The sequence below is a fragment of the Pseudophaeobacter arcticus DSM 23566 genome (genome assembly GCF_000473205.1).
GTDB classification, from domain to species: Bacteria; Pseudomonadota; Alphaproteobacteria; order Rhodobacterales; family Rhodobacteraceae; genus Pseudophaeobacter; species Pseudophaeobacter arcticus.
Genome location: NZ_KI421507.1, coordinates 2,057,268 through 2,075,742 on the forward strand (window position 1 = coordinate 2,057,268; position 18,475 = coordinate 2,075,742).

The 18,475-nt window shown below is 59.3% G+C and carries 19 protein-coding genes, 1 tRNA gene and 1 pseudogene; 14 read left to right on the plus strand and 7 right to left on the minus strand.

The features are described from left to right. Positions 1-292 precede the first annotated feature (292 nt). A complete protein-coding gene (locus ARCT_RS0113915) occupies positions 293-1,711 on the minus strand; it encodes a protein adenylyltransferase SelO (protein ID WP_027240629.1) in 1,419 nt (472 codons plus the stop codon). 53 nt (positions 1,712-1,764) lie between these two features. On the opposite strand from ARCT_RS0113915, the gene ARCT_RS0113920 reads away from it, so the two are divergent. Together ARCT_RS0113920 and ARCT_RS28965 are read left to right on the plus strand one after the other, a co-directional pair. Beyond that, positions 1,765-2,196 (plus strand): cupin domain-containing protein, encoded by a 432-nt coding sequence (locus ARCT_RS0113920; RefSeq protein WP_027240630.1) that lies wholly within the window; start codon positions 1,765-1,767, stop codon positions 2,194-2,196. 125 nt (positions 2,197-2,321) lie between these two features. Next, a pseudogene (locus ARCT_RS28965) lies at positions 2,322-2,435 on the plus strand (hypothetical protein); the annotation flags it as partial. Between the two features lie 59 nt (positions 2,436-2,494). Here the strand turns inward: ARCT_RS28965 and ARCT_RS0113925 are convergent. Continuing rightward, the gene (locus ARCT_RS0113925; protein WP_027240631.1) at positions 2,495-3,604 is read right to left on the minus strand and encodes an anhydro-N-acetylmuramic acid kinase; all 1,110 of its coding nucleotides are present in this window, start codon (positions 3,602-3,604) and stop codon (positions 2,495-2,497) included. Between the two features lie 199 nt (positions 3,605-3,803). Here ARCT_RS0113925 and tyrS point away from each other — a divergent pair, with 199 nt between their 5' ends. After that, the gene (gene tyrS / locus ARCT_RS0113930; RefSeq protein WP_027240632.1) at positions 3,804-5,060 is read left to right on the plus strand and encodes a tyrosine--tRNA ligase; all 1,257 of its coding nucleotides are present in this window, start codon (positions 3,804-3,806) and stop codon (positions 5,058-5,060) included. Positions 5,061-5,286: 226 nt separating this feature from the next. Here the strand turns inward: tyrS and ARCT_RS28390 are convergent, their stop codons facing one another. Then, positions 5,287-5,442 (minus strand): hypothetical protein, encoded by a 156-nt coding sequence (locus tag ARCT_RS28390; RefSeq protein ID WP_154665357.1) that lies wholly within the window; start codon positions 5,440-5,442, stop codon positions 5,287-5,289. Positions 5,443-5,469: 27 nt separating this feature from the next. Between ARCT_RS28390 and ARCT_RS0113940 the strand changes: the two genes are divergently transcribed. Both ARCT_RS0113940 and ARCT_RS0113945 read left to right on the plus strand, forming a co-directional pair. Then, entirely contained in the window at positions 5,470-6,429 is a 960-nt protein-coding gene (locus ARCT_RS0113940) for a GNAT family N-acetyltransferase (protein WP_027240633.1), read from the plus strand. 75 nt (positions 6,430-6,504) lie between these two features. Then, positions 6,505-7,260 (plus strand): 3-hydroxyacyl-CoA dehydrogenase, encoded by a 756-nt coding sequence (locus ARCT_RS0113945; RefSeq protein WP_027240634.1) that lies wholly within the window; start codon positions 6,505-6,507, stop codon positions 7,258-7,260. Positions 7,261-7,402: 142 nt separating this feature from the next. On the opposite strand, the gene ARCT_RS0113950 is transcribed toward ARCT_RS0113945, so the two are convergent. From ARCT_RS0113950 to ARCT_RS0113960, 3 genes are all read right to left on the minus strand, one after another. Beyond that, positions 7,403-9,229 (minus strand): ABC-F family ATP-binding cassette domain-containing protein, encoded by a 1,827-nt coding sequence (locus tag ARCT_RS0113950; RefSeq protein WP_169731217.1) that lies wholly within the window; start codon positions 9,227-9,229, stop codon positions 7,403-7,405. Positions 9,230-9,267: 38 nt separating this feature from the next. Continuing rightward, a complete protein-coding gene (locus tag ARCT_RS0113955; RefSeq protein ID WP_027240636.1) occupies positions 9,268-10,044 on the minus strand; it encodes a GNAT family N-acetyltransferase in 777 nt (258 codons plus the stop codon). Positions 10,045-10,173: 129 nt separating this feature from the next. Continuing rightward, positions 10,174-10,644, minus strand: coding sequence for an outer membrane protein assembly factor BamE (locus ARCT_RS0113960; RefSeq protein ID WP_027240637.1), 471 nt, complete (start codon positions 10,642-10,644; stop codon positions 10,174-10,176). 98 nt (positions 10,645-10,742) lie between these two features. Between ARCT_RS0113960 and ARCT_RS0113965 the strand changes: the two genes are divergently transcribed. From ARCT_RS0113965 to ARCT_RS0114005, 9 genes are all read left to right on the plus strand, one after another. Next, on the plus strand, positions 10,743-11,285 hold the full coding sequence (locus ARCT_RS0113965) for a YceD family protein (protein WP_027240638.1): 543 nt from the start codon (positions 10,743-10,745) through the stop codon (positions 11,283-11,285). A gap of 221 nt (positions 11,286-11,506) precedes the next feature. Then, a complete protein-coding gene (gene rpmF / locus ARCT_RS0113970; protein WP_027240639.1) occupies positions 11,507-11,713 on the plus strand; it encodes a 50S ribosomal protein L32 in 207 nt (68 codons plus the stop codon). Between the two features lie 39 nt (positions 11,714-11,752). Next, complete coding sequence (gene plsX, locus ARCT_RS0113975; protein WP_027240640.1) at positions 11,753-12,859, plus strand: phosphate acyltransferase PlsX; 1,107 nt, start codon at positions 11,753-11,755, stop codon at positions 12,857-12,859. A gap of 20 nt (positions 12,860-12,879) precedes the next feature. Continuing rightward, positions 12,880-13,851, plus strand: coding sequence for a beta-ketoacyl-ACP synthase III (locus tag ARCT_RS0113980; RefSeq protein ID WP_027240641.1), 972 nt, complete (start codon positions 12,880-12,882; stop codon positions 13,849-13,851). A gap of 93 nt (positions 13,852-13,944) precedes the next feature. Then, positions 13,945-14,247: an integration host factor subunit alpha gene (gene ihfA / locus ARCT_RS0113985; RefSeq protein WP_027240642.1), complete on the plus strand. Its 303-nt coding sequence runs from the start codon at positions 13,945-13,947 to the stop codon at positions 14,245-14,247. 115 nt (positions 14,248-14,362) lie between these two features. Continuing rightward, positions 14,363-15,538 carry a MerR family transcriptional regulator gene (locus ARCT_RS28505; protein ID WP_205855526.1) on the plus strand — a complete coding sequence of 392 codons (1,176 nt, stop codon included), beginning with the start codon at positions 14,363-14,365 and terminating at the stop codon, positions 15,536-15,538. A 76-nt stretch (positions 15,539-15,614) separates the two neighbouring features. Then, a tRNA-Pro gene (locus ARCT_RS0113995) sits at positions 15,615-15,691 on the plus strand. A gap of 133 nt (positions 15,692-15,824) precedes the next feature. After that, positions 15,825-16,904: a 2'-deoxycytidine 5'-triphosphate deaminase gene (locus ARCT_RS0114000; RefSeq protein WP_027240643.1), complete on the plus strand. Its 1,080-nt coding sequence runs from the start codon at positions 15,825-15,827 to the stop codon at positions 16,902-16,904. A gap of 167 nt (positions 16,905-17,071) precedes the next feature. Continuing rightward, positions 17,072-18,277, plus strand: coding sequence for an MFS transporter (locus ARCT_RS0114005; RefSeq protein ID WP_027240644.1), 1,206 nt, complete (start codon positions 17,072-17,074; stop codon positions 18,275-18,277). Here the strand turns inward: ARCT_RS0114005 and ARCT_RS0114010 are convergent. Beyond that, on the minus strand, positions 18,246-18,467 hold the full coding sequence (locus ARCT_RS0114010) for a hypothetical protein (RefSeq protein ID WP_036784896.1): 222 nt from the start codon (positions 18,465-18,467) through the stop codon (positions 18,246-18,248). The genes ARCT_RS0114005 and ARCT_RS0114010 overlap by 32 nt on opposite strands. Between the last annotated feature and the right edge of the window lie 8 nt (positions 18,468-18,475).

Consider the following 18,475-nt stretch of genomic DNA (forward strand, 5'->3'; position numbering starts at 1 on the left):
AATCTGCTGCTGTGACGATACCAGCTCCGCCCCCGTTGGGGTCAGCTCCAGATCTCAGCCTCCAAATGCTCCCGCCCACTCCAATTGCATCAAGATGCAACAGGAGCAGTTGGGGGTGGCGCCGTGCCTTTGGCACGGCGCCACCCCCAACGGGAGGAGAGCTTATTTATAAGCTCGACGACGGGCGGGAGCGCTCCCCTTGCCTGGTCTCTGACATCTGTCTGGGGCAGGCCCTTTCGCCGGATTTAATCTAGACCTTATCTAGACCTTAACTAGACTTGGCAGGCTCTCATCAGGTGCCACAAAAGGTTGCTGTGACAACCTCATGCGCCTCGGGAGGTCGTTGCAGATCTTCGGCGCCCTGCTGCTCAGTAAATGGCTGTTGCAGAACCGTCCCCAGGCGCTCAAACAGGGTGAAGTCGCCCGCCACCGCGGAGGCAATCATCTCTTCGATCCGGTGATTGCGGGGAATATAAACCGGGTTGCTGGCTCGCATTATCGCCTGCGGGTCCTGTTCCTGTTCGCGCCGCTGCATCCAGCGGGCCTGCCAGGGTTCAAAGGCCTTGGAATCGCGGAAGTAATCCACTGCGCGCCCATCAGCCAGGGCGCGGAAGCTATTGGTAAAATCCGCCTGCCCCTGCTCCATCAACTCTAGCAGATCCGAGATCAGATCCATATCCGCATCCTGCGCCGTCTCTAACCCGATCTTTCGACGGAACAGACGCAGCCATTCGGTCTCTATCAGGGCGGGCATGGTGTGGACAATTTCGGTCGCTTCCTCGACTGCCTGTTGCGGATCATCCAACTGCTGGATCAAAGCGGTGGCCAGCTGCGCCAGATTCCAGACCGCAATGCTCGGCTGGTTGGAATAGGCATACCGCCCCATGCGGTCGATCGATGAAAACACCTGATCGGTGCGGTAGTGATCCATGAAAGCGCAAGGACCGTAATCAATGGTTTCCCCGGAAATGCTGCTGTTGTCGGTGTTCATCACGCCGTGTATAAACCCAACAGACATCCAGGCGGCAATCAGCCGGACCTGCGCATCGCGCACCGCGCGCAGCAATCCCATCGGCCCCTCGGCTTGGGGATAGTGGCGGCTGATGGCATATTCGGTCAGCTGCCGCAGCGCTGCGGTTTGCCCCCGCGCCGCAAAGAACTGAAAGGTGCCGACCCGCAGATGGCTGGCGGCGACGCGGGTCAGCACCGCACCGGGCATCCCGCCTTCGCGCCAGACCGTTTCGCCAGTGGACACCGCTGCCAGCGCCCGGGTGGTAGGGACCCCAAGTGCAAACATCGCTTCCGAGACCACATATTCACGCAGCACCGGCCCCAACCAGGCGCGACCGTCCCCCTGGCGCGAATAGGGCGTGCGCCCCGCACCTTTCAGCTGGAGATCATAGCGTCTGCCATCAGTGCCCAGCACTTCGCCCAGCAAGATTGCGCGCCCATCCCCGAGCTGCGGGTTAAACGTGCCAAACTGGTGGCCTGCATAGGCCTGCGCCAGAGGATCCGCCCCCTCTGGCACCTGGTTTCCGGCAAAGACCTCAGCCATCTCCACAAGATCACCGGCTTGCACCTGCAACAGGTCAGCCAGAGTCTGGTTAAAGGCAATCAGCTGCGGAGCGGCCACTGGCGCGGGGCGCTGCCTGGAATAGAACCCGGAGCCCAGCTGGGCATATGTATTGTCAAAGGGGATGTGCAAAGCCATAGCCCCAAGATATGTCTCAGATACAGGAATACCAGTGTGAAGGTGCTGCCACGATGACTGCGGATGAAATCATTACAAAACTGCAACTCTCTCGCCACCCCGAAGGCGGCTGGTATCGTCAAACCTGGGTGGCTGAAAACGCGGGTCGCCCCAGCGGCACCTGCATCTATTTCCTGCTGCGCGGCGATGAGACCAGCCACTGGCACCGGGTCGATGCCAGTGAAATCTGGCTCTACCATTCCGGCGCGCCCCTGATCCTGTCGCTCGCCGCAACCGACGCAGGCCCCGCCACAGAACATCTGCGCACCCCGGATCTCACTGTAGGGCAGCCCCAACTCATCGTCCCCGCAGGCCACTGGCAAGCCGCCCGCAGCACCGGTGACTACACTCTGGTCAGCTGCACCGTGTCGCCGGGCTTCCAGTTTGAGGGGTTTGAGCTGGCCGCACCTGAGTTTGATATTCCGCGATCTAACAGCCCCCATTGAAACACGCGCGTTTCTCTCGGGTAGCAATTGCCACCGATCTGGCACCCCCTCCCTCTTCTGATCTCAGCATATTTTTGGTCGATTTTCATCGCAAAATCGCGCCGCCCCCCTAAGACGACCGTGGGGCGGATGTGATGTCTCTCGAAAAGGTGCAGCTACAGTCACTCTATTCAATCCATGAAAAGTGGTTGCGTCCCTATGAGCGCAAACCCATGGATGCTGTTTTGGCCACTGCTTGATCTTCTACAGATCTTCAAATGAACAGTTTGCAAGATTCAGGATCCTACAGGTGCAACGCCTACTCCCCCGGCACGCTGATCACCCCGCCGCCAACGCAGGCCCGCACACCTGTGGTGCCCGGACAGGAGGTCGGCAGGCCACGCGAGACCCGCACGGCCAGAAAGCCAAAGGCCTGGGCCTCCAGCATGTCACCATCCAGCCCGACCTCCTCAACCGGTTTGACAGGACAGTCCAGTGAGACCGCCAGCATCTGCATCAGCACCGGATTGTGCCGCCCCCCTCCGGTCACCAGAACCACCGAAGGTGGCTCGGGGCAGTGCTCCATGCCCTGGGCCACCGAGGCCGCGCACATGGCCGTCAGGGTGGCGGTGGCATCCGCATCGCTCAGCTCTTTCACCAGATCAATCATCTCCGCAAAGTCATTCCGGTCCAGTGACTTTGGCGGCATTCGAAAAAAATAAGGCTCAGCCAGAAACAATTCCAGCGCGCCGGTCTCAACCTCTCCGCTACTGGCAACCCCCCCGTCTTTGTCAAACGCCAGCCCCAGCCGCGCCTGCAGCAGATCGTTGATCGGCGCATTGGCCGGTCCGGTATCAAAAGCCAAGAGCGCGCCGGGGTCTTCCGGTTTGTCAAACCGCGGATCGACATAGGTGATATTGCCAACCCCACCGAGATTCAGGAAACAAATCGGGCCGGTGGCCTTGATGTATTTGGCACAGGCAAAGTGAAAAAACGGCGCCAGTGGCGCGCCTTCGCCCCCCATGGAAACATCATCGCTGCGAAAGTCCCAAACAACCGGCAACTTCAGCGCCTCAGCCAGAACCGCGCCATTCCCTACCTGCAGGGTGCCTTGCTGGCGCGGAGCATGGGCCAGAGTCTGGCCATGAAACCCAACCAGATCAATATCTTCAAAGCCACCAAGCGCTGCCATATGTTTGGCCTCCACCACCTCGGCAGCCGCCTCAACCTCGGCGCCGTGCCAGCGTCCCAGGCCTGCGCGCAGGATCACTCTCTCAGCGTCAGAGTAGGGCTGGTACCCACTGGGGCCAAAGCCTGCAATCCGCAGACCATCGGTCTCAACCACCGCAACATCCACCCCATCCAGCGAGGTGCCACTCATCGCACCCAGGGCGCGCAACACGCCGGTTTTGGCAATCACTTTGCTCATCATCTGTCTCGTCTCATTGTGCCCAAAGCCCTGCCCGGCAACCGGGGCAATCGCCCAGAGCATTCGTCTCTGCATAGCAGCCTGCTCTGGCACAGGGAACAGTCACCAAGAACAGCTGCAATTTTGTCAGGAAAACAGGTTCCATGTGGGCAATTTGCGTCTTATACACCACGTCGCAAACCAAACGCCGAGGCATGTTATGACCTATCACCCAAAATCGGACTTTATCGCTGTCATGATGGAACGCGGGTTCCTTGCTGATTGCACCGATTATCAAGGCCTTGATGAGGCCCTGATGCAGGGTGTTAAGCCTGCCTATATCGGTTTTGACGCCACCGCAAAATCCCTGCATGTGGGCTCGCTGATCCAAATCATGATGCTGCGCTGGTTCCAGAAAACGGGCCACCAGCCGATCACCCTGATGGGCGGTGGCACCACCAAGGTCGGCGACCCCTCCTTTCGCGCCGATGAGCGCCCGCTGCTGAACGACGCCCAGATCGACGACAATATCGCCGGCATCAAAAAGGTGTTCTCCGCCTATATCGACTATGACAGTGACGCGCCCAACAAGGCGCTGATGCTGAACAATGCCGAATGGCTGAACGGGCTCAACTACCTTGAATTCCTGCGCGACATTGGCCGCCATTTCTCGGTCAACCGCATGCTGGCCTTTGAATCAGTCAAATCGCGGCTGGACCGCGAACAGTCGCTGTCCTTCCTCGAATTCAACTACATGATCCTGCAGGCCTATGACTTCCTAGAGCTGAACCGTCGCTATGGCTGCATCCTGCAGATGGGGGGCTCGGATCAATGGGGCAATATCGTCAACGGGATCGACCTGACCCGCCGGGTGCTGGACACTTCCATCTACGGGTTGACCTCGCCGCTGCTGACCACCTCGGACGGCAAAAAGATGGGCAAAAGCCAGGACGGCGCAGTCTGGCTCAACGCAGAAATGCGCTCGCCATATGAGTTCTGGCAATTCTGGCGCAACACCACCGATGCCGACGTTGGCCGCTTCCTGAAACTCTATACCGAATTGCCGGTGGAGGAATGCACCCGCTTGGGGGCGCTCGCAGGGTCCGAGGTCAATGCCGCCAAAGTGATCCTTGCCAATGAGGTGACCAAACTCCTGCACGGAGCCGAGGCCGCAGCCACCGCCGAAGCCACCGCCCGAGAGGTCTTTGAAAAGGGCGGCGTTGGCGACGATCTGCCAACCTTGACCCTGACCAGGGCAGAGCTCGGGGAGGGCGTCTCTATCGTTCAGCTGATTGTCAAATCCGGCCTGGCCAAATCGGGCAAGGATGCCAAACGGCTGATCAGTGAAAATGGCGCCAAACTGGATGACAAAGCGCTCAGCGATGCGGGTCTGATGATCGACGCCACGGCCCTGTCGAGCCCCATCAAGCTCAGCGCCGGCAAAAAGCGCCACGCCCTGGTGCAGCTCTCGGACTGATCCGCCGCCCCATAAAACACTCAGCCCATAAAACACTCAAAAGGGGCTCAACAGCCCCTTTTTCCCACCCGCAAGCCCCCTTATCCCCGTGCCCAGCCAGCCAGCCAGCCAGGCCAAAGACACAATGGCTCAGCCCACGCACCGTCAACCGCTTTTCATCTTTCTAAAAATACCTCGGAGTGTGAGGCAGAGCCTCACGAACAGATCCTCCAAAAGAACTGGCCCGTCAAAAGAACCACCACTCCATCAGGCTCAACAGCACGAAGACCGGGATGGACACAACGCTTGCCAATACAAAGGCCGCCGACAGGGTCAGCTTGGGGTTTGGTGCGATCCGGCCCAGAACAGGTGTTTGCTTTTTCATCCCCAGATTAACCATCATTTAGGTTTCTGATTGGTAAATAGTCCCATGCTGGACGTTGATATATCTGCCTCTCTCTCTGCCCCCCTGCCGCCTCAACCTGGTGGCGGCTCCGGCCTCCCGGCGTCTCTCCCGGCTTTGGCGCAATCTGCGGAATTTGCGCGCGCCCTGACAGCTCAGGGACAGGCCCCGACCATTCTGCCAGAACTGCACAACAGCCTTGTCACGACGCGCCGCTTTGCCGCCGGTTTTTCGCTCGCCATGATCAATCGCGCAACGCTCTCCCAGCCCAGTCAGGTACAGGAGGCGCTGCGGGCCAATGGTCTCGGCAAAACCCCAGTGATCCTTTCTCCCGAACAGCCCTGCCCCGCGCTTGCAAATATTGGCGCCCTGCCGCTGGTCAGCCCCGCCTTTGTTGCCCGCCTTGACCTCTCCTCAAGCGCCAATCAACGCAAAGCCGCCCTGCATCAAAAATGGCGCAACCGGTTGACCCGGGCGCAGTCCTACGACCTCAGGGTAAGCCGCCAGAACATGCCGCTGGATGCCCGCCACTGGCTGTTTCTCGCAGATCAGACGCAACAGCGGCAGCGTGGCTATCGCAGCTGGCCCATCGAGCTGACCCTCGCCTATGGGCGTGAAAACAAAGGCAAGGCAAAGCTGTTTCAAGCCTTCAGTGGCAGCGAAACTGTCGCCGCCATCCTGATCCTGCGCCATGGTCTTGGCGCGACCTACCACATTGCCCATGCCACCCAGACCGGAAAATCGCTCTCGGCGCATAACCTGCTGATGTGGGAGGCGATGACCTGGCTCGCCTCCAAAGGCTGCCAGCAACTGGATCTTGGCCTGATAAACACCGAAGAGGCGCCCGGCCTTGCGCGCTTCAAACTGGGCACCGGCGCCCGCCTGTCGCAACTGGGTGGCACCTGGGCGCTGTGGATGCCCCTTGGGCGGCTGTTCTCCCCCCTGTCCCGCTGCGACCGCAAGCTGATGAGTGCCCGCGCCTTTTAACAGGAAATGCTAGACAGGGCGTCTTCATCTGGTAGTTATTGAACAGATGTTCAGATACCTGAAGGACCAGCTCTTATGAAACTCGCACAGACCTGCGCCATCATTACCGGCGGCGCCTCCGGCCTCGGAGAGGCCACCGCACGCCACTTTGCCGAAAACGGCGCCAAAGTTACCATTTTGGACCGAGACGCCGAACGCGGCCCAAAGGTCGCTGCAGAAATCGGCGGGCATTTTGTTCAAACCGACGTCACCGATGAGGAATCCGTGAGCGCAGCCATTGCCTTTGCAGTTGAGAAAATGGGGCGCATTTCCGCCTGTGTGAACTGCGCCGGCATTGCCTATGGCATCAAAACCATCGGTCGCGATGGCCCCCACCCTCTGGATGCATACAAGCGCACCATCGACATCAATCTGGTTGGCACCTTCAATGTCGCCCGCCTTGCCGCTGTTGAAATTGCCAAAAACACCCCCGAAGCCGATGGCGCCCGCGGTGTGATCATCAACACCGCCTCCATTGCGGCCTATGATGGTCAGAAAGGCCAAGCCGCCTATGCCGCCTCCAAAGGCGGCGTGGTTGGCATGTGTCTGCCGATGGCGCGCGATCTGGCCTCTACCGGCATCCGGGTAATGACCATTGCGCCGGGCATCTTCATGACGCCCATGCTGGCGGGGCTTCCCGAAGAGGTTCAGCAGCAACTTGCCGCAGATGTGCCCAACCCGGTGCGTCTCGGCGATCCGGCAGAATACGGCCGCCTGGCCGGGTTCATCACCGAAATGGGCTATCTCAACGGCGAGGTCATTCGCATTGACGGCGCCCTGCGGATGCGCTGATCGGCAGATGTAGCACCCAGTCAAAAATTAAGGGCGCGGCAAAACTGCCGCGCCCCTAGCCCCAGACTACGGGGCGAACTTAAAGTTAATACTATGCGTTAGTAATTTGTTAACTAACACATTTCTTGCTTCACAAGCAGGATCACCCTTCGGATTTCTCTTCCAGCATCATCCATTCTTCTTCGGCGGCTGCCAGCTTTTCCTGGCGCTCGACCAGGGCTTGGGTTGCCTTTTTGAACTTGACTGGCTCACGGGTGAACAACGCCGGATCCGCCATCAGTTCTTGCAGCTTGGCAATCTCTTGTTCCAGCCGTTCGATTTCTGCGGGCAAGGCCTCCAGCCGGTGCTTTTCCTTGAAGGACAGCTTTTCCTTGGCACCGGAGTCGGCGGCAGTATCTTTAGCCTGGGCTTTTTGGGCTTTGATTTTCTGCGGTTTTTCGCCTTTGTCGCCACCGGGCAGACCACCACGCTGGCTGATATAATCGCTCCAGCCGCCCGCATAGGCGGTCACCTTGCCGTCGCCCTCCATGGCGATGGTGGTGGTGGCAACACGGTCCAGAAAGTCCCGATCGTGGCTAACCAAAAGCACTGTGCCCTCGTAGGAATCCAGCAGTTCCTGCAACAGGTCCAGCGTTTCCACATCCAGATCATTGGTGGGTTCATCCAACACCAGGAGATTGCTTTCGCGGGCCATCAGACGGGCCAGCAGCAACCGCGCCTTTTCCCCGCCCGAAAGCGACCGTACCGGGGCGCGGGCCTGGGCCTCATCGAACAAAAACTCCTTGAGGTAACCGACCACATGTTTGGGAACGCCGCGCACCATGACCTGATCCGCCTTGCCCGAAATCCCCAACAAGGGATCCGAGGTCAGATTCTCCCAAAGCGTGGCATTGGGATCCAACTGGTCACGGGTCTGGTCAAACAGCGCAATTTCCAGATTGGTCCCCAGTTTGACGGATCCTGCGTCAGGCTCCACCTGTCCCAGCATGAGTTTCAGCAACGTGGTCTTGCCCGCCCCGTTTGGGCCAACAAAGGACACTCGGTCACCGCGTTGAATTTTAAGCGAAAAGTCCTGAACGATCACCTTGTCGCCAAAGCTTTTGCTCAGACCTTCTACCTCGATCACCTTGCGACCGGATTTGGGGCCGGAGTCCAATGCCAGCTCGGCTGCGCCCTGGCGTTTGATCTGGCCTGCGCGTTGATCTTTCAGCTCGTGCAGGGCCCGCACCCGGCCCATGTTCCGCTTGCGCCGCGCCGAAATACCCTCAACCGCCCAACGGCTCTCGCTCTTGATCAAGCGGTTCAGCTTATGGCGCTGCTGGTCTTCTTCTTCCCAGATCTTGTCGCGCCAGGCCTCAAAGCCCTCAAAGCCCTTTTCCTGACGCCGCACCTGACCGCGATCCACCCAAAGGGTCGCCCGGGTCAGCGCCCGTAAAAAGGCCCGGTCGTGTGAGATCAGCACATAGGCGGCGCGGGTGGATTTCAGCTCGGCCTCCAGCCAGGTGATGGCCTCGATATCCAAATGGTTTGTCGGCTCGTCCAACAGCATCAGATCTGGGGCTTCCGCCATCAGCTTGGCCAGGGCGGCGCGGCGTTTCTCGCCGCCAGAGGCGGTGGCAACCGGGCGGTCGGGATCAAATTTCAGCCCCTCACCGGCGCGCTCTACCTTGTAGAGTTCGCCCGGATCGAGCTCCGAGGCGGCAAATTCGCCAAGGGTGGCAAACCCGGCCATCTGCGGATCCTGTTCCATATAGCCAACCGAGCGGCCAGAAGGCACCACAAGCGTTCCGGCATCAGCTTCAACAAGCCCTGCCATCACCTTCATTAGGGTGGATTTTCCGGATCCATTGCGCCCGACAAGGGCGACCCTGTCACCAGGTTGCACCACCAGATCTAGATCTGAAAAGATGGGATCACCGCCAAAGGTGAGGGAGATCCCGGTCATCTGCAAAAGAGGAATACGTGCCATGTGAGCCAGCTAAACCGCGCAGGCGATAAGGTCAACGCTCAGTGCTGTTCAGCGACGCCCCGCAACAGACGTTTGCGCGTTGCCGGGATGTCTGTGACCTCGAGCCCGGTAAAAACATGGCAGGTGTTGAGCGCGGCGTCGATCACCACGTGATCGCTCACCCAGCCCCCCATCGCCAGATAGCTGCGCAACAATGGCGGCAGCTGGGCCTGAGCCTGCTTTAAATCCGGTTTCTGGCCCTCAGCCCGGCCCCGCAACAGATCAGAAAAGGATCGGGCCTCAGCTGCCTTGATACCGGGACGCTGGCGGGGCGGTGCGAGATGGCGGTGCTGCAACAGGGCGAAGGCCTCGACATAGGATTCGGGGGTTGTTCCGGCAAAAGACGAACAGCCAAACAGCAGCGCAACCCCCTGCCGGTCCACCATACTGGTGACAGCGCCCCAGGCCAGACGCAGAACGTCAGCATCCTGAACACCGGGATCAATGCAAAAACGACCAAGCTCCAACATGCGTCCTGGAAAGCTGGCAAGCCGTGAAAGCTCGTAATACTGAAAAGAGTAGCTCTGCGACAGCTCCGCACCGCTTTCCAGCAGCATCAGCCGGAAACAGCCAACCAGCGCCCCCGAGGAGCGGCACTCGATCAGCACATGCAGACAGCCTGCATCAAATTGGTCCTGATCCAGGGCTCCTGTTGCAAAGCAACGCGCCCGCAGGAGCCGCGCCGCCATCACATCGTCAGCGCCTTGCGCAAGCCGCGCCCGGTAGCCGCCCTTTTCCAGCAGCACGCCTGAAACGGGCATCTCAGCCAGCGCCATCCTGTCGTCTCTGCCTGACACTCCCAGCCCTCCTTGCCCAACGAAATGGCCACAGCAGGTGACCAATCCCTCACAATTCAGACAAACCAACCGGGCGCGCGTTGCGCACCCGGGGTAAAATCCCCAAGGTTATTGCTCCAGCAGAGAGCCTGGGTTGAAGTTGCCAAGGCTGCCAAGCAGCTGTCGGATAAATGTTTTATCCTCAACGCTGGAGCTGGTGACCCGGCGTTCCAGCGGAATCACCTTGCCGTCCTCAAGGCTGTAGCGCTCGATGCCTGAAACAACATCGCGCGAGTCAAAGCTGATGGCGACCAGTGAGCGCGAAACTGGCTTTGTGGCGCCGGCGCCACGTGTGCGCATCAAGGTTGATACATAGTAGTATCCGCTCTCATTCAAAACCCCCGAGGCCGTCGGGGTGCCAACTGTCTCGGCCACGGAATCTTTGGTATCAACACCAACAACGACCTCAGCCAATTGTTCTTCGGTGGGGGTGTAGCCGTGTTTCTGATAGATCGCGCTACATCCGGCCAAGGCCGCCGCAGCAAACGCCCAGGCCGCAAATTTCACCGCTGATCTCAGCTGGTCTTTCTGTGCATTCATGATGATCCCCACAACACTGCATTGCCTCTGGCTTGAACACGCCCTTGAACCCGATTACCTAATGCGGGCGCCCGGTTCAAGAAACGAAAGTAGCCAACATGACTGACAGCACCACTCTAAAGGTGTCCGATCTGCCACAGAACAGGGCAACCACGTTTGATCTGCACCCAGACGCAAAGACGCTTGAAACACTGGCCCAAGAGCTGGATATCAAGGGTTTGCGCAAGCTCCGGTTCACCGGAACGGTCAGCACCAAGGGCCGTCGCGACTGGCAGCTTTCCGGCCATTTGGGGGCAACGGTTTTGCAGGATTGCGTGGTGACGCTGGAGCCGATGACCACGCGAATCGATGAAAAGGTTGAAAGATTTTTTGTCTCCAACCTGTCTGAACCCGATGATCCTGAGGTGGAAATGGATGCTGATGAACGCATAGAACCGCTCCAGGATACCATTGATCCCGCAGCTGTAATGATCGAGGCGCTTTCCTTGCTGATCCCGGCCTACCCGCGAAAAGAGGGCGCAGAACTGGGCGAGGCAGTCTACAGCCAGCCCGGAGTTGCCCCGATGCGAGAGGACGATGTCAAACCCTTTGCCGGGCTTGCCGCGCTCAAGAAACAGATGGACCCAGAGAATAAGAGCTAAAAATCTCTGAAGATGGCGGTTTTCCGGCTGGCATCATTGCGCCACCTAGCTTAAAAAACCGCTTGCGCAGACGGAGATTCTCAGTATTTTCGCGCGCTCATCGGAATTTTTGGTTGGACATCGGAGAGGCTGCGGCCTAAACGCTCGCCTACCGATCTAACGAACGAATGTGAAACGCGCCGCGGGCATAACCCCAAGGCCCCAAATACGAAGGTTGAGACATGGCCGTCCAACAGAATAAAGTATCCAAGTCGCGCCGTAACAACCGCCGCGCGCACGACGCTCTGGTTGCTGCAAACCCGAACGAATGCTCGAGCTGCGGTGAATTGAAGCGCCCACACCACGTTTGCCCCTCCTGCGGCAACTATGACAGCAAAGAAATTGTTGCCATGAACGACGACGTCGAAATCGACGAAGACGCGGCATAAGATCGCGACGATCACACATTTTGCGGGGCGGATTTTTGCATGACGGGTAAACCCGATCAATCAGTGACAAAATCCGACCGCATTGTGATCTCGGTTGACGCCATGGGCGGAGATGCCGGCCCTGCTGTTGTGGTGGCCGGCCTTGCCATGTCTGCAAAGAAGAACCCTCAGCTGGGTTTTTTGCTGCATGGTCCGATCCAGGAATTGACCCCGCTGGTGGCCAAGCGCCGCATTCTGGACGGGCGCGTCGAAATTCGCGACGCCCAAAAGATCGTCACCATGGAAGACAAGCCCAGCCAGGTCATGCGCAATGGCAAGGGCACCTCGATGTGGTCTACTCTGGATGCGGTCAACAACGGCGAGGCCGCCGGAGCCGTGTCCTGCGGCAACACCGGGGCCTTGATGGCTCTGTCGATGCTGCGCCTGCGTAAAATGCCGGGGGTGAACCGCCCAGCCATTGCGATTCTCTGGCCATCACGCAATCCACAGGGATTTAACGTGATGCTCGACGTGGGTGCGGATGTCCGCGCCGATGCGCAGGATCTGCTGCAGTTTGCCCTCATGGGCACTTCTTATGTGCGCAATTCCATGAATATCCGCCGCCCCCGCGTCGGGTTGCTCAATGTTGGCACCGAGGCCCACAAGGGCCATGCCGAACTGAAAGAAGCCCATGCCCTGATCGCAGAACAGGCAGAGCGGGCCGACTACGAGTTTGTTGGCTTTGTTGAGGGCAGCGACATCCCCGGAGATGTGGTCGACCTGATCGTGACCGATGGTTTCACCGGCAATGTTGCCATTAAAACTGGCGAAGGCACCGCCAGCATGCTGCGCACGACCCTGCGGGAAGCCTTTGAATACTCATTCCTTTCCCGCATCGCTGCTATCCTGGCCTATACCTCTCTTTCGCGGCTGACCAAACGGATTGATCCGCGGCGGGTCAACGGCGGGGTGTTTCTCGGCCTGAATGGCACTGTGGTCAAATCCCACGGTGGCGCCGATGCCACTGGCATCTCGGCCGCGGTCAAGCTCGCCTTCCTCTTGGCCCAGCAGGGCTTTGCCGAAAAGCTGGCTGCACGGGTTGCATCTGTCGTCGAGCTTACTCAAGATGATGCAGCTCTCCAGGATGCTGAGCATCCCATCAAATAACTCCAAAAGGCAGGCATAGAATGACGCGACGTGCGGTAGTGGTTGGCACAGGACATTATCTCCCCAAACGGGTGGTGGAAAACGCGGAATTTGAAGCCTCTTTGGACACCAGCGATGAATGGATTCGGTCGCGCTCGGGAATCGAGCGGCGCCATTTTGCCGCCGAGGGTGAAACCACCTCTGAAATGGCAACCGCAGCCGCCCTGGCAGCGCTGAACGACGCCGGGCTGGAAGCCAAAGATATCGACGCCATCATCCTGGCCACTTCCACCGCCGATCTCACCTTTCCCTCTGCCGCAACCATGGTGCAGGCCAATCTGGGCATGACAAATGGCTTTGCCTTTGACGTCCAGGCCGTTTGCGCCGGGTTTGTCTATGCCTTGACCAACGCCAATGCGCTGATCTTGTCCGGCCAGGCAGAGCGTGTTCTGGTGATCGGCTCGGAAACCTTTAGCCGCATCATGGATTGGACCGACCGCTCGACCTGCGTCTTGTTTGGCGATGGCGCCGGCGCGCTTGTGCTCGAGGCCCAGACCCAGACCGGCAGCAAAGACGATCGTGGCATTCTCGCCACCGATCTTAATTCTGACGGGCGTTACAAAGATCTGCTCTATGTGGATGGCGGCGTTGCCACGCAAAACACCGGCCATCTGCGCATGCAGGGCAACCAGGTGTTCCGCCATGCGGTGGAAAAACTGGCCAAAACCGCAACCACAGCGCTGGAACGTGCCGAGCTCACCACCGCTGACGTCGATTGGATCGTGCCACATCAGGCCAATATCCGCATCATTCAAGGCACCGCCAAAAAGATGGGCCTGTCGATGGACAACGTGGTTGTGACGGTTCAGGACCACGGTAACACCTCCGCCGCCTCGATTCCGCTGGCGCTGTCGGTGGGCAAGGCACGCGGCCAGATCAAGCCCGGCGATCTGATTGTCACCGAAGCCATTGGTGGCGGTCTGGCCTGGGGCGCAGTAGTGTTGCGCTGGTAGCTCCGAAGCCAGGAAACAGGGCTCTTGCAATTCATTGATATTGACAGGGAAATTCCCCTGCCCCTATGATTTGAGAAACAACGGGGATTTAGCATGAGCGAAAAAACTCTTACACGCATGGATCTGAGCGAAGCTGTCTTCCGTGAGGTCGGCTTGTCTCGAAACGAAAGCGCCCAACTGGTAGAGAGCATGTTACAGCACATGTCCGATGCTCTTGTGCTGGGAGAGCAGGTGAAAATCTCGTCTTTTGGCACCTTTAGTGTCCGGGATAAGTCTGCTCGTGTTGGTCGAAATCCCAAAACCGGCGAGGAAGTTCCGATCCAGCCACGACGCGTTCTGACCTTCCGCCCTTCACATCTGATGAAAGACCGGGTCGCAGACGGAAACCGCAAATAACGCGGCATCCTTCCGTTTTGCCCGTCTTTGCCTGCCTTCTGCCCGGCTCTGCCTTCCGATCCGGTTAGGCCAGCCTCCCAGCTCTTCCCAGAGCATGATCATTGGAACTATCAAGATGTCAAAATCAGCAGACGCCTTTCGCACCATCAGCGAAGTCGCGGACTGGCTCGGCGTGCAGGCCCATGTACTGCGCTTTTGGGAAAGCAAATTCACCCAGATCAAACCCGTAAAACGGGCGGGTGGTCGGCGCTATTACCGACCTGCGGATATGCTTCTGTTGGGGGGGATCAGGAAGCTTTTGCACAAAGATGGGCTGTCGATCAAAGAGGTCCAGGCGATTCTGCGGGATCTTGGCATTTCCCATGTGAGTCAGATGTCCCACGATCTGGACTCCGATGGTCCGCCATCAGATAGTTTTTTGCCGGGCGCGCTGTCCAAAACCACCGGAGGCTCTCGGAACGCGGGTTCGGCAAGTAGCCCGCAGCAGACCACGTCCCCTTCCCCCGTTGAAGAGGCGACCCCAGAAGACGCAACGCGTCCTTCAGGGGATGCGGCAAATGACCAAAGACCACCGGGATTGAGCAACAAAACCTCCTCGTCCTCGGACCAGGCAGCTGATGTCTTACCCCCCCTGGCGACCAAAGGGGCAAGCGGGACAGAAACTGCTCCCCTCGCCGATGAGACTTTTGACACCCGTCAAAGCGAATCATTCCCTGCTTCAGATCTGGCTACCGTCACTGACGCACCGGCAACCGTTGAGGACAGCCTATCCGAACTGGGGTCCGAACAGCTGCCGCAAACGGATCCCATTCCGCCGAGCCCGCCAGCCGAGACAGATTTGGTGCAGCCCGATGCTGCTACGGCGGAACCCGAACAAATGTATATGGAGCTCGACGGCCCAGCCGAGCTCGCCCCGGCGGCCCAGACGCTGTCTGAGCTCGGCGAGACGGGAGCGGTCGACACGACACCACTAGACACAGCGCCAAGTGCCGCTGATCCGGTTGAACTTATGCAGCACTCCCCCTTGACCGGCGAGTCACAGAATCCCGCCGCCGATGTCGCAGTGGATTCGCTTGAAGCCCCCTCTCAACATGCATTTCCTCCTCAAGAGCAGGCAGACCCAGCATACATCACCGATGCAACGGAGTTGCCACAGCCCCCTGCGCCCCCCTCCGCTCCCGCAGCGACTGTCCTCGCCCTGCTTGCACAGACCTCACGCCTGCCCGCGCATATCAAAGCGGATGTTGCCGGCTGCGCCGCAGAGCTGCGCGCAATCCTGGCCGCAGGCTAAAATATTCACTGCTACTGAAAAAAACCGGAAATACCCCCTTGCCCCCGCCGGGAAATACAGTAGAACCCGTCATCAGCGGGCTATGGCGCAGCCTGGTAGCGCGTCCGTCTGGGGGACGGAAGGTCGCAGGTTCGAGTCCTGCTAGCCCGACCAAAAACCGTTTGAGTGTTCTACACTCAAACGGTTTTTTGCTTTTCACCTCATCTGCTTGCAGCTTTTGCCAAATCTCCAAAGAGGTGATATCGGTCAGCCCTATCGGCCCACCTAAGCCAGAGGATAATGGATCATGACCGGCGTTCTACCCAGCCAAGCTATTGAAAAAATGTTTCAACGTGGTGAAATCACCCTCGCCGAACCTCTGGTCGATGGTCAGGTTCAACCCGCCAGTTTGGACCTGCGACTTGGCACCGTTGCCTATCGTGTCCGCGCCTCCTTTCTGGCGGGGCGGGAATGCAGCGTCGCAGAGCGGATCAGCGAATTTGAGATGCATCGCATTGATCTGACCAAAGGCGCAGTGCTGGAAAAGGGCTGCGTCTATCTTGTACCCTTGATGGAGGGGCTGGCGCTGCCCCAGGATGTATCGGCAGTGGCCAATGCCAAAAGCTCAACCGGGCGTCTCGATCTATTGACCCGGACCATCACCGATGGCGGCGTGGAGTTTGACCGCATCAAACCCGGCTACAGCGGCCCGCTTTATGCCGAGATATGCCCGCGCTCCTTTTCGGTGCTGGTGCGTCCGGGGATGCGGCTGAACCAAATCCGTTTCCGTCAGGGCCAGGCCGTTCTCAGCGATGCTGAACTGGCCGAACTGCACCAGCAAAGCCCCCTGGTGGATGGGACAGCCGTGATCGAAGACGGGCTGGGCTTTTCTGTCGATCTGCGCCTGCCCGGATCCGATCTGGTGGGCTACCGCGCCAAGCCGCACACCGGGGTGATTGATCTGGATCGGATCGGTGAATACGATCCGCAAGACTATTGGGAAGAGGTCCACAGCACCTCTGGCCGCATTATTCTGGATCCTGGCGCCTTTTACATTCTGGTCAGCCGCGAAGCCGTGCAGATCCCCCCGGCCTATGCCGCTGAGATGGCCCCCTATCTTGCCATGGTAGGCGAATTCCGGGTGCATTACGCTGGCTTCTTTGACCCTGGCTTTGGCCATGACGCCGCTGGCGGCACCGGCTCTCGCGGGGTGCTGGAGGTGCGCTGCCACGAAGCGCCCTTTGTCCTGGAACACGGGCAGGTGGTTGGTCGCCTGGTCTATGAGCGCATGAGCCAACTGCCCGAGCAGCTTTATGGGGCTGGCATTGCCTCCAATTACCAGGGCCAGGGTTTGAAGCTTTCCAAGCATTTCAAATCCCCGCGCTGATCATATTGCCTTGGGCGGCTTCCAATCTGGCAGCCCCCAAGCAGCGAGGCCGACCCTATTTCAGCTCGCTCATATTTCTGACGCCACGCATCTTGCAGCCTGGGCTTTCCTTCAAGAGGGGCTAAGGCTAGGAGCAGGGAACCAGATCCGCGCAAAAGGTGATTCATATGCCGCTGCCGTCCTCTCCGCCTCTGCAGCAACCGCTTTGGGCCTCGATCCTGATCCTGATGAGCGCAATTGGCATTGTTGGCTCTAACTCCCTGCTCCTCTCACCGCTGGTTCTGGCCGTGGGCAATGATCTGGGCGCCGATCCTGCCGGTGTGATGCAGGCCGCCAGCGCCTACGGGCTTGGGGTTGCGGCTGCGGCCCTCACCCTGGCGCCCTTGGGAGACCGAATCGGAGCGGGACGGCTGTTGCGCATTGCCTTGCTGGTGCTGGCACTTGGGTTGGCCGCCAGCTCCGCCGCACCGGGGCTTTGGGGCTTGATAGCGGCGCAGGCTTTTTGTGGTCTCGCAGGAGGGGCCGCCCTGCCCTCAATATACACCCTGGCTGCGGTGATTGCCCCAAGGGGGCGCGAAGCCCGCGTGGTTGGCCTGGTTTTGACCGGTTGGACCCTGTCTATGGTGCTGGGCGTCAGCCTGAGCGCATGGCTGGCCGATCTGGCGGGCTGGCGGTTGGTCTATCTGGCCCTGGCGCTATTGGCAGCCGGGCTCTGGCTCAGCTCTGCAGGGCTTGGTCGGATCACTTCCAGCTCGGGGGGGCAGGCCAGCTCCCCCCTGACGGCGCTGCGGGTACCGGGAATTCGGCGCGGGTTGCTGGCCTCCTGCCTGCTGATGCTCAGCTTTTACACCACCTATTTTTTCACCGGTGCCCATGTGACCCTCACCCTGGGCCTCAGCACCGCCCAGGCAGGGCTGCTGCCACTGTTTTACGGCATTGGCTTTGGGCTTGCGGTGATCTTTGATCCGCTGCTGGACCGGCTGGGATTGGTCCGTGCCACGCCGCCGATCTTTGTGCTGATTGCCCTTACCTACCTGGTGATGCTCAGCGTTGCAGGCAACTACACATTGCTGCTGCTTTTTGCGCTGGTCTGGGGCGTTTTCCAGCACCTCGGCCTCAACCTTCTGGTGGCACGGCTCACGAGTTTGGATCTCGAACAACGCGGAGCCATCATGGGGCTCTATAGCACCATTACCTATCTCTGCGTCTTTGCAGCGCCTTTTGTCGGCGGGCTGCTCTTTCCGCTCTGGGGGCTCATGGGCTGCCTGGCGCTGTCGGCGCTCCTATGCCTTTTCGAGGCCATTGAGGCCGCAATAAGCCTGCGCCGCCCTCTCCCTCCTACTAATCCCGTTTTGCCCGACGCGCCTGTCTGATAGCACGGATACGATCCCGTTCCGCGCGGGCTTCGGCCTCGGCCGGTGTTTCTGCGCCGCCCGGCCCGTTGCGGCCAGAGCTCCGCGATTTTCGCCCAGACAGGGCCCCAAGCCCGGCATCAACCCCCGCATTCACCGCCTTGCCCAGCAAACGCCGCATCACCATTTTTATAATCATATCAAAATTCATTACGTCTC

Bases quoted from the DNA above. Each gene is read 5' to 3' on its own strand.
- ARCT_RS0113945 (WP_027240634.1), top strand. From the start codon at position 6,505: ATGAAACTCGCACAGACCTGCGCCATCATTACCGGCGGCGCCTCCGGC.
- tyrS (WP_027240632.1), top strand. From the start codon at position 3,804: ATGACCTATCACCCAAAATCGGACTTTATCGCTGTCATGATGGAACGC.
- ARCT_RS0113950 (WP_169731217.1), bottom strand. From the start codon at position 9,229: ATGGCACGTATTCCTCTTTTGCAGATGACCGGGATCTCCCTCACCTTT.
- ARCT_RS0113980 (WP_027240641.1), top strand. From the start codon at position 12,880: ATGACGCGACGTGCGGTAGTGGTTGGCACAGGACATTATCTCCCCAAA.
- plsX (WP_027240640.1), top strand. From the start codon at position 11,753: ATGACGGGTAAACCCGATCAATCAGTGACAAAATCCGACCGCATTGTG.
- ARCT_RS0113960 (WP_027240637.1), bottom strand. From the start codon at position 10,644: ATGAATGCACAGAAAGACCAGCTGAGATCAGCGGTGAAATTTGCGGCC.
- ARCT_RS0114005 (WP_027240644.1), top strand. From the start codon at position 17,072: ATGCCGCTGCCGTCCTCTCCGCCTCTGCAGCAACCGCTTTGGGCCTCG.
- ARCT_RS0114010 (WP_036784896.1), bottom strand. From the start codon at position 18,467: ATGAATTTTGATATGATTATAAAAATGGTGATGCGGCGTTTGCTGGGC.
- ARCT_RS0113955 (WP_027240636.1), bottom strand. From the start codon at position 10,044: ATGGCGCTGGCTGAGATGCCCGTTTCAGGCGTGCTGCTGGAAAAGGGC.
- ARCT_RS0113965 (WP_027240638.1), top strand. From the start codon at position 10,743: ATGACTGACAGCACCACTCTAAAGGTGTCCGATCTGCCACAGAACAGG.
- rpmF (WP_027240639.1), top strand. From the start codon at position 11,507: ATGGCCGTCCAACAGAATAAAGTATCCAAGTCGCGCCGTAACAACCGC.
- ARCT_RS0113925 (WP_027240631.1), bottom strand. From the start codon at position 3,604: ATGAGCAAAGTGATTGCCAAAACCGGCGTGTTGCGCGCCCTGGGTGCG.
- ARCT_RS0113920 (WP_027240630.1), top strand. From the start codon at position 1,765: ATGACTGCGGATGAAATCATTACAAAACTGCAACTCTCTCGCCACCCC.
- ARCT_RS28505 (WP_205855526.1), top strand. From the start codon at position 14,363: ATGTCAAAATCAGCAGACGCCTTTCGCACCATCAGCGAAGTCGCGGAC.
- ARCT_RS0114000 (WP_027240643.1), top strand. From the start codon at position 15,825: ATGACCGGCGTTCTACCCAGCCAAGCTATTGAAAAAATGTTTCAACGT.
- ARCT_RS0113940 (WP_027240633.1), top strand. From the start codon at position 5,470: ATGCTGGACGTTGATATATCTGCCTCTCTCTCTGCCCCCCTGCCGCCT.
- ARCT_RS0113915 (WP_027240629.1), bottom strand. From the start codon at position 1,711: ATGGCTTTGCACATCCCCTTTGACAATACATATGCCCAGCTGGGCTCC.
- ARCT_RS28390 (WP_154665357.1), bottom strand. From the start codon at position 5,442: ATGATGGTTAATCTGGGGATGAAAAAGCAAACACCTGTTCTGGGCCGG.
- ihfA (WP_027240642.1), top strand. From the start codon at position 13,945: ATGAGCGAAAAAACTCTTACACGCATGGATCTGAGCGAAGCTGTCTTC.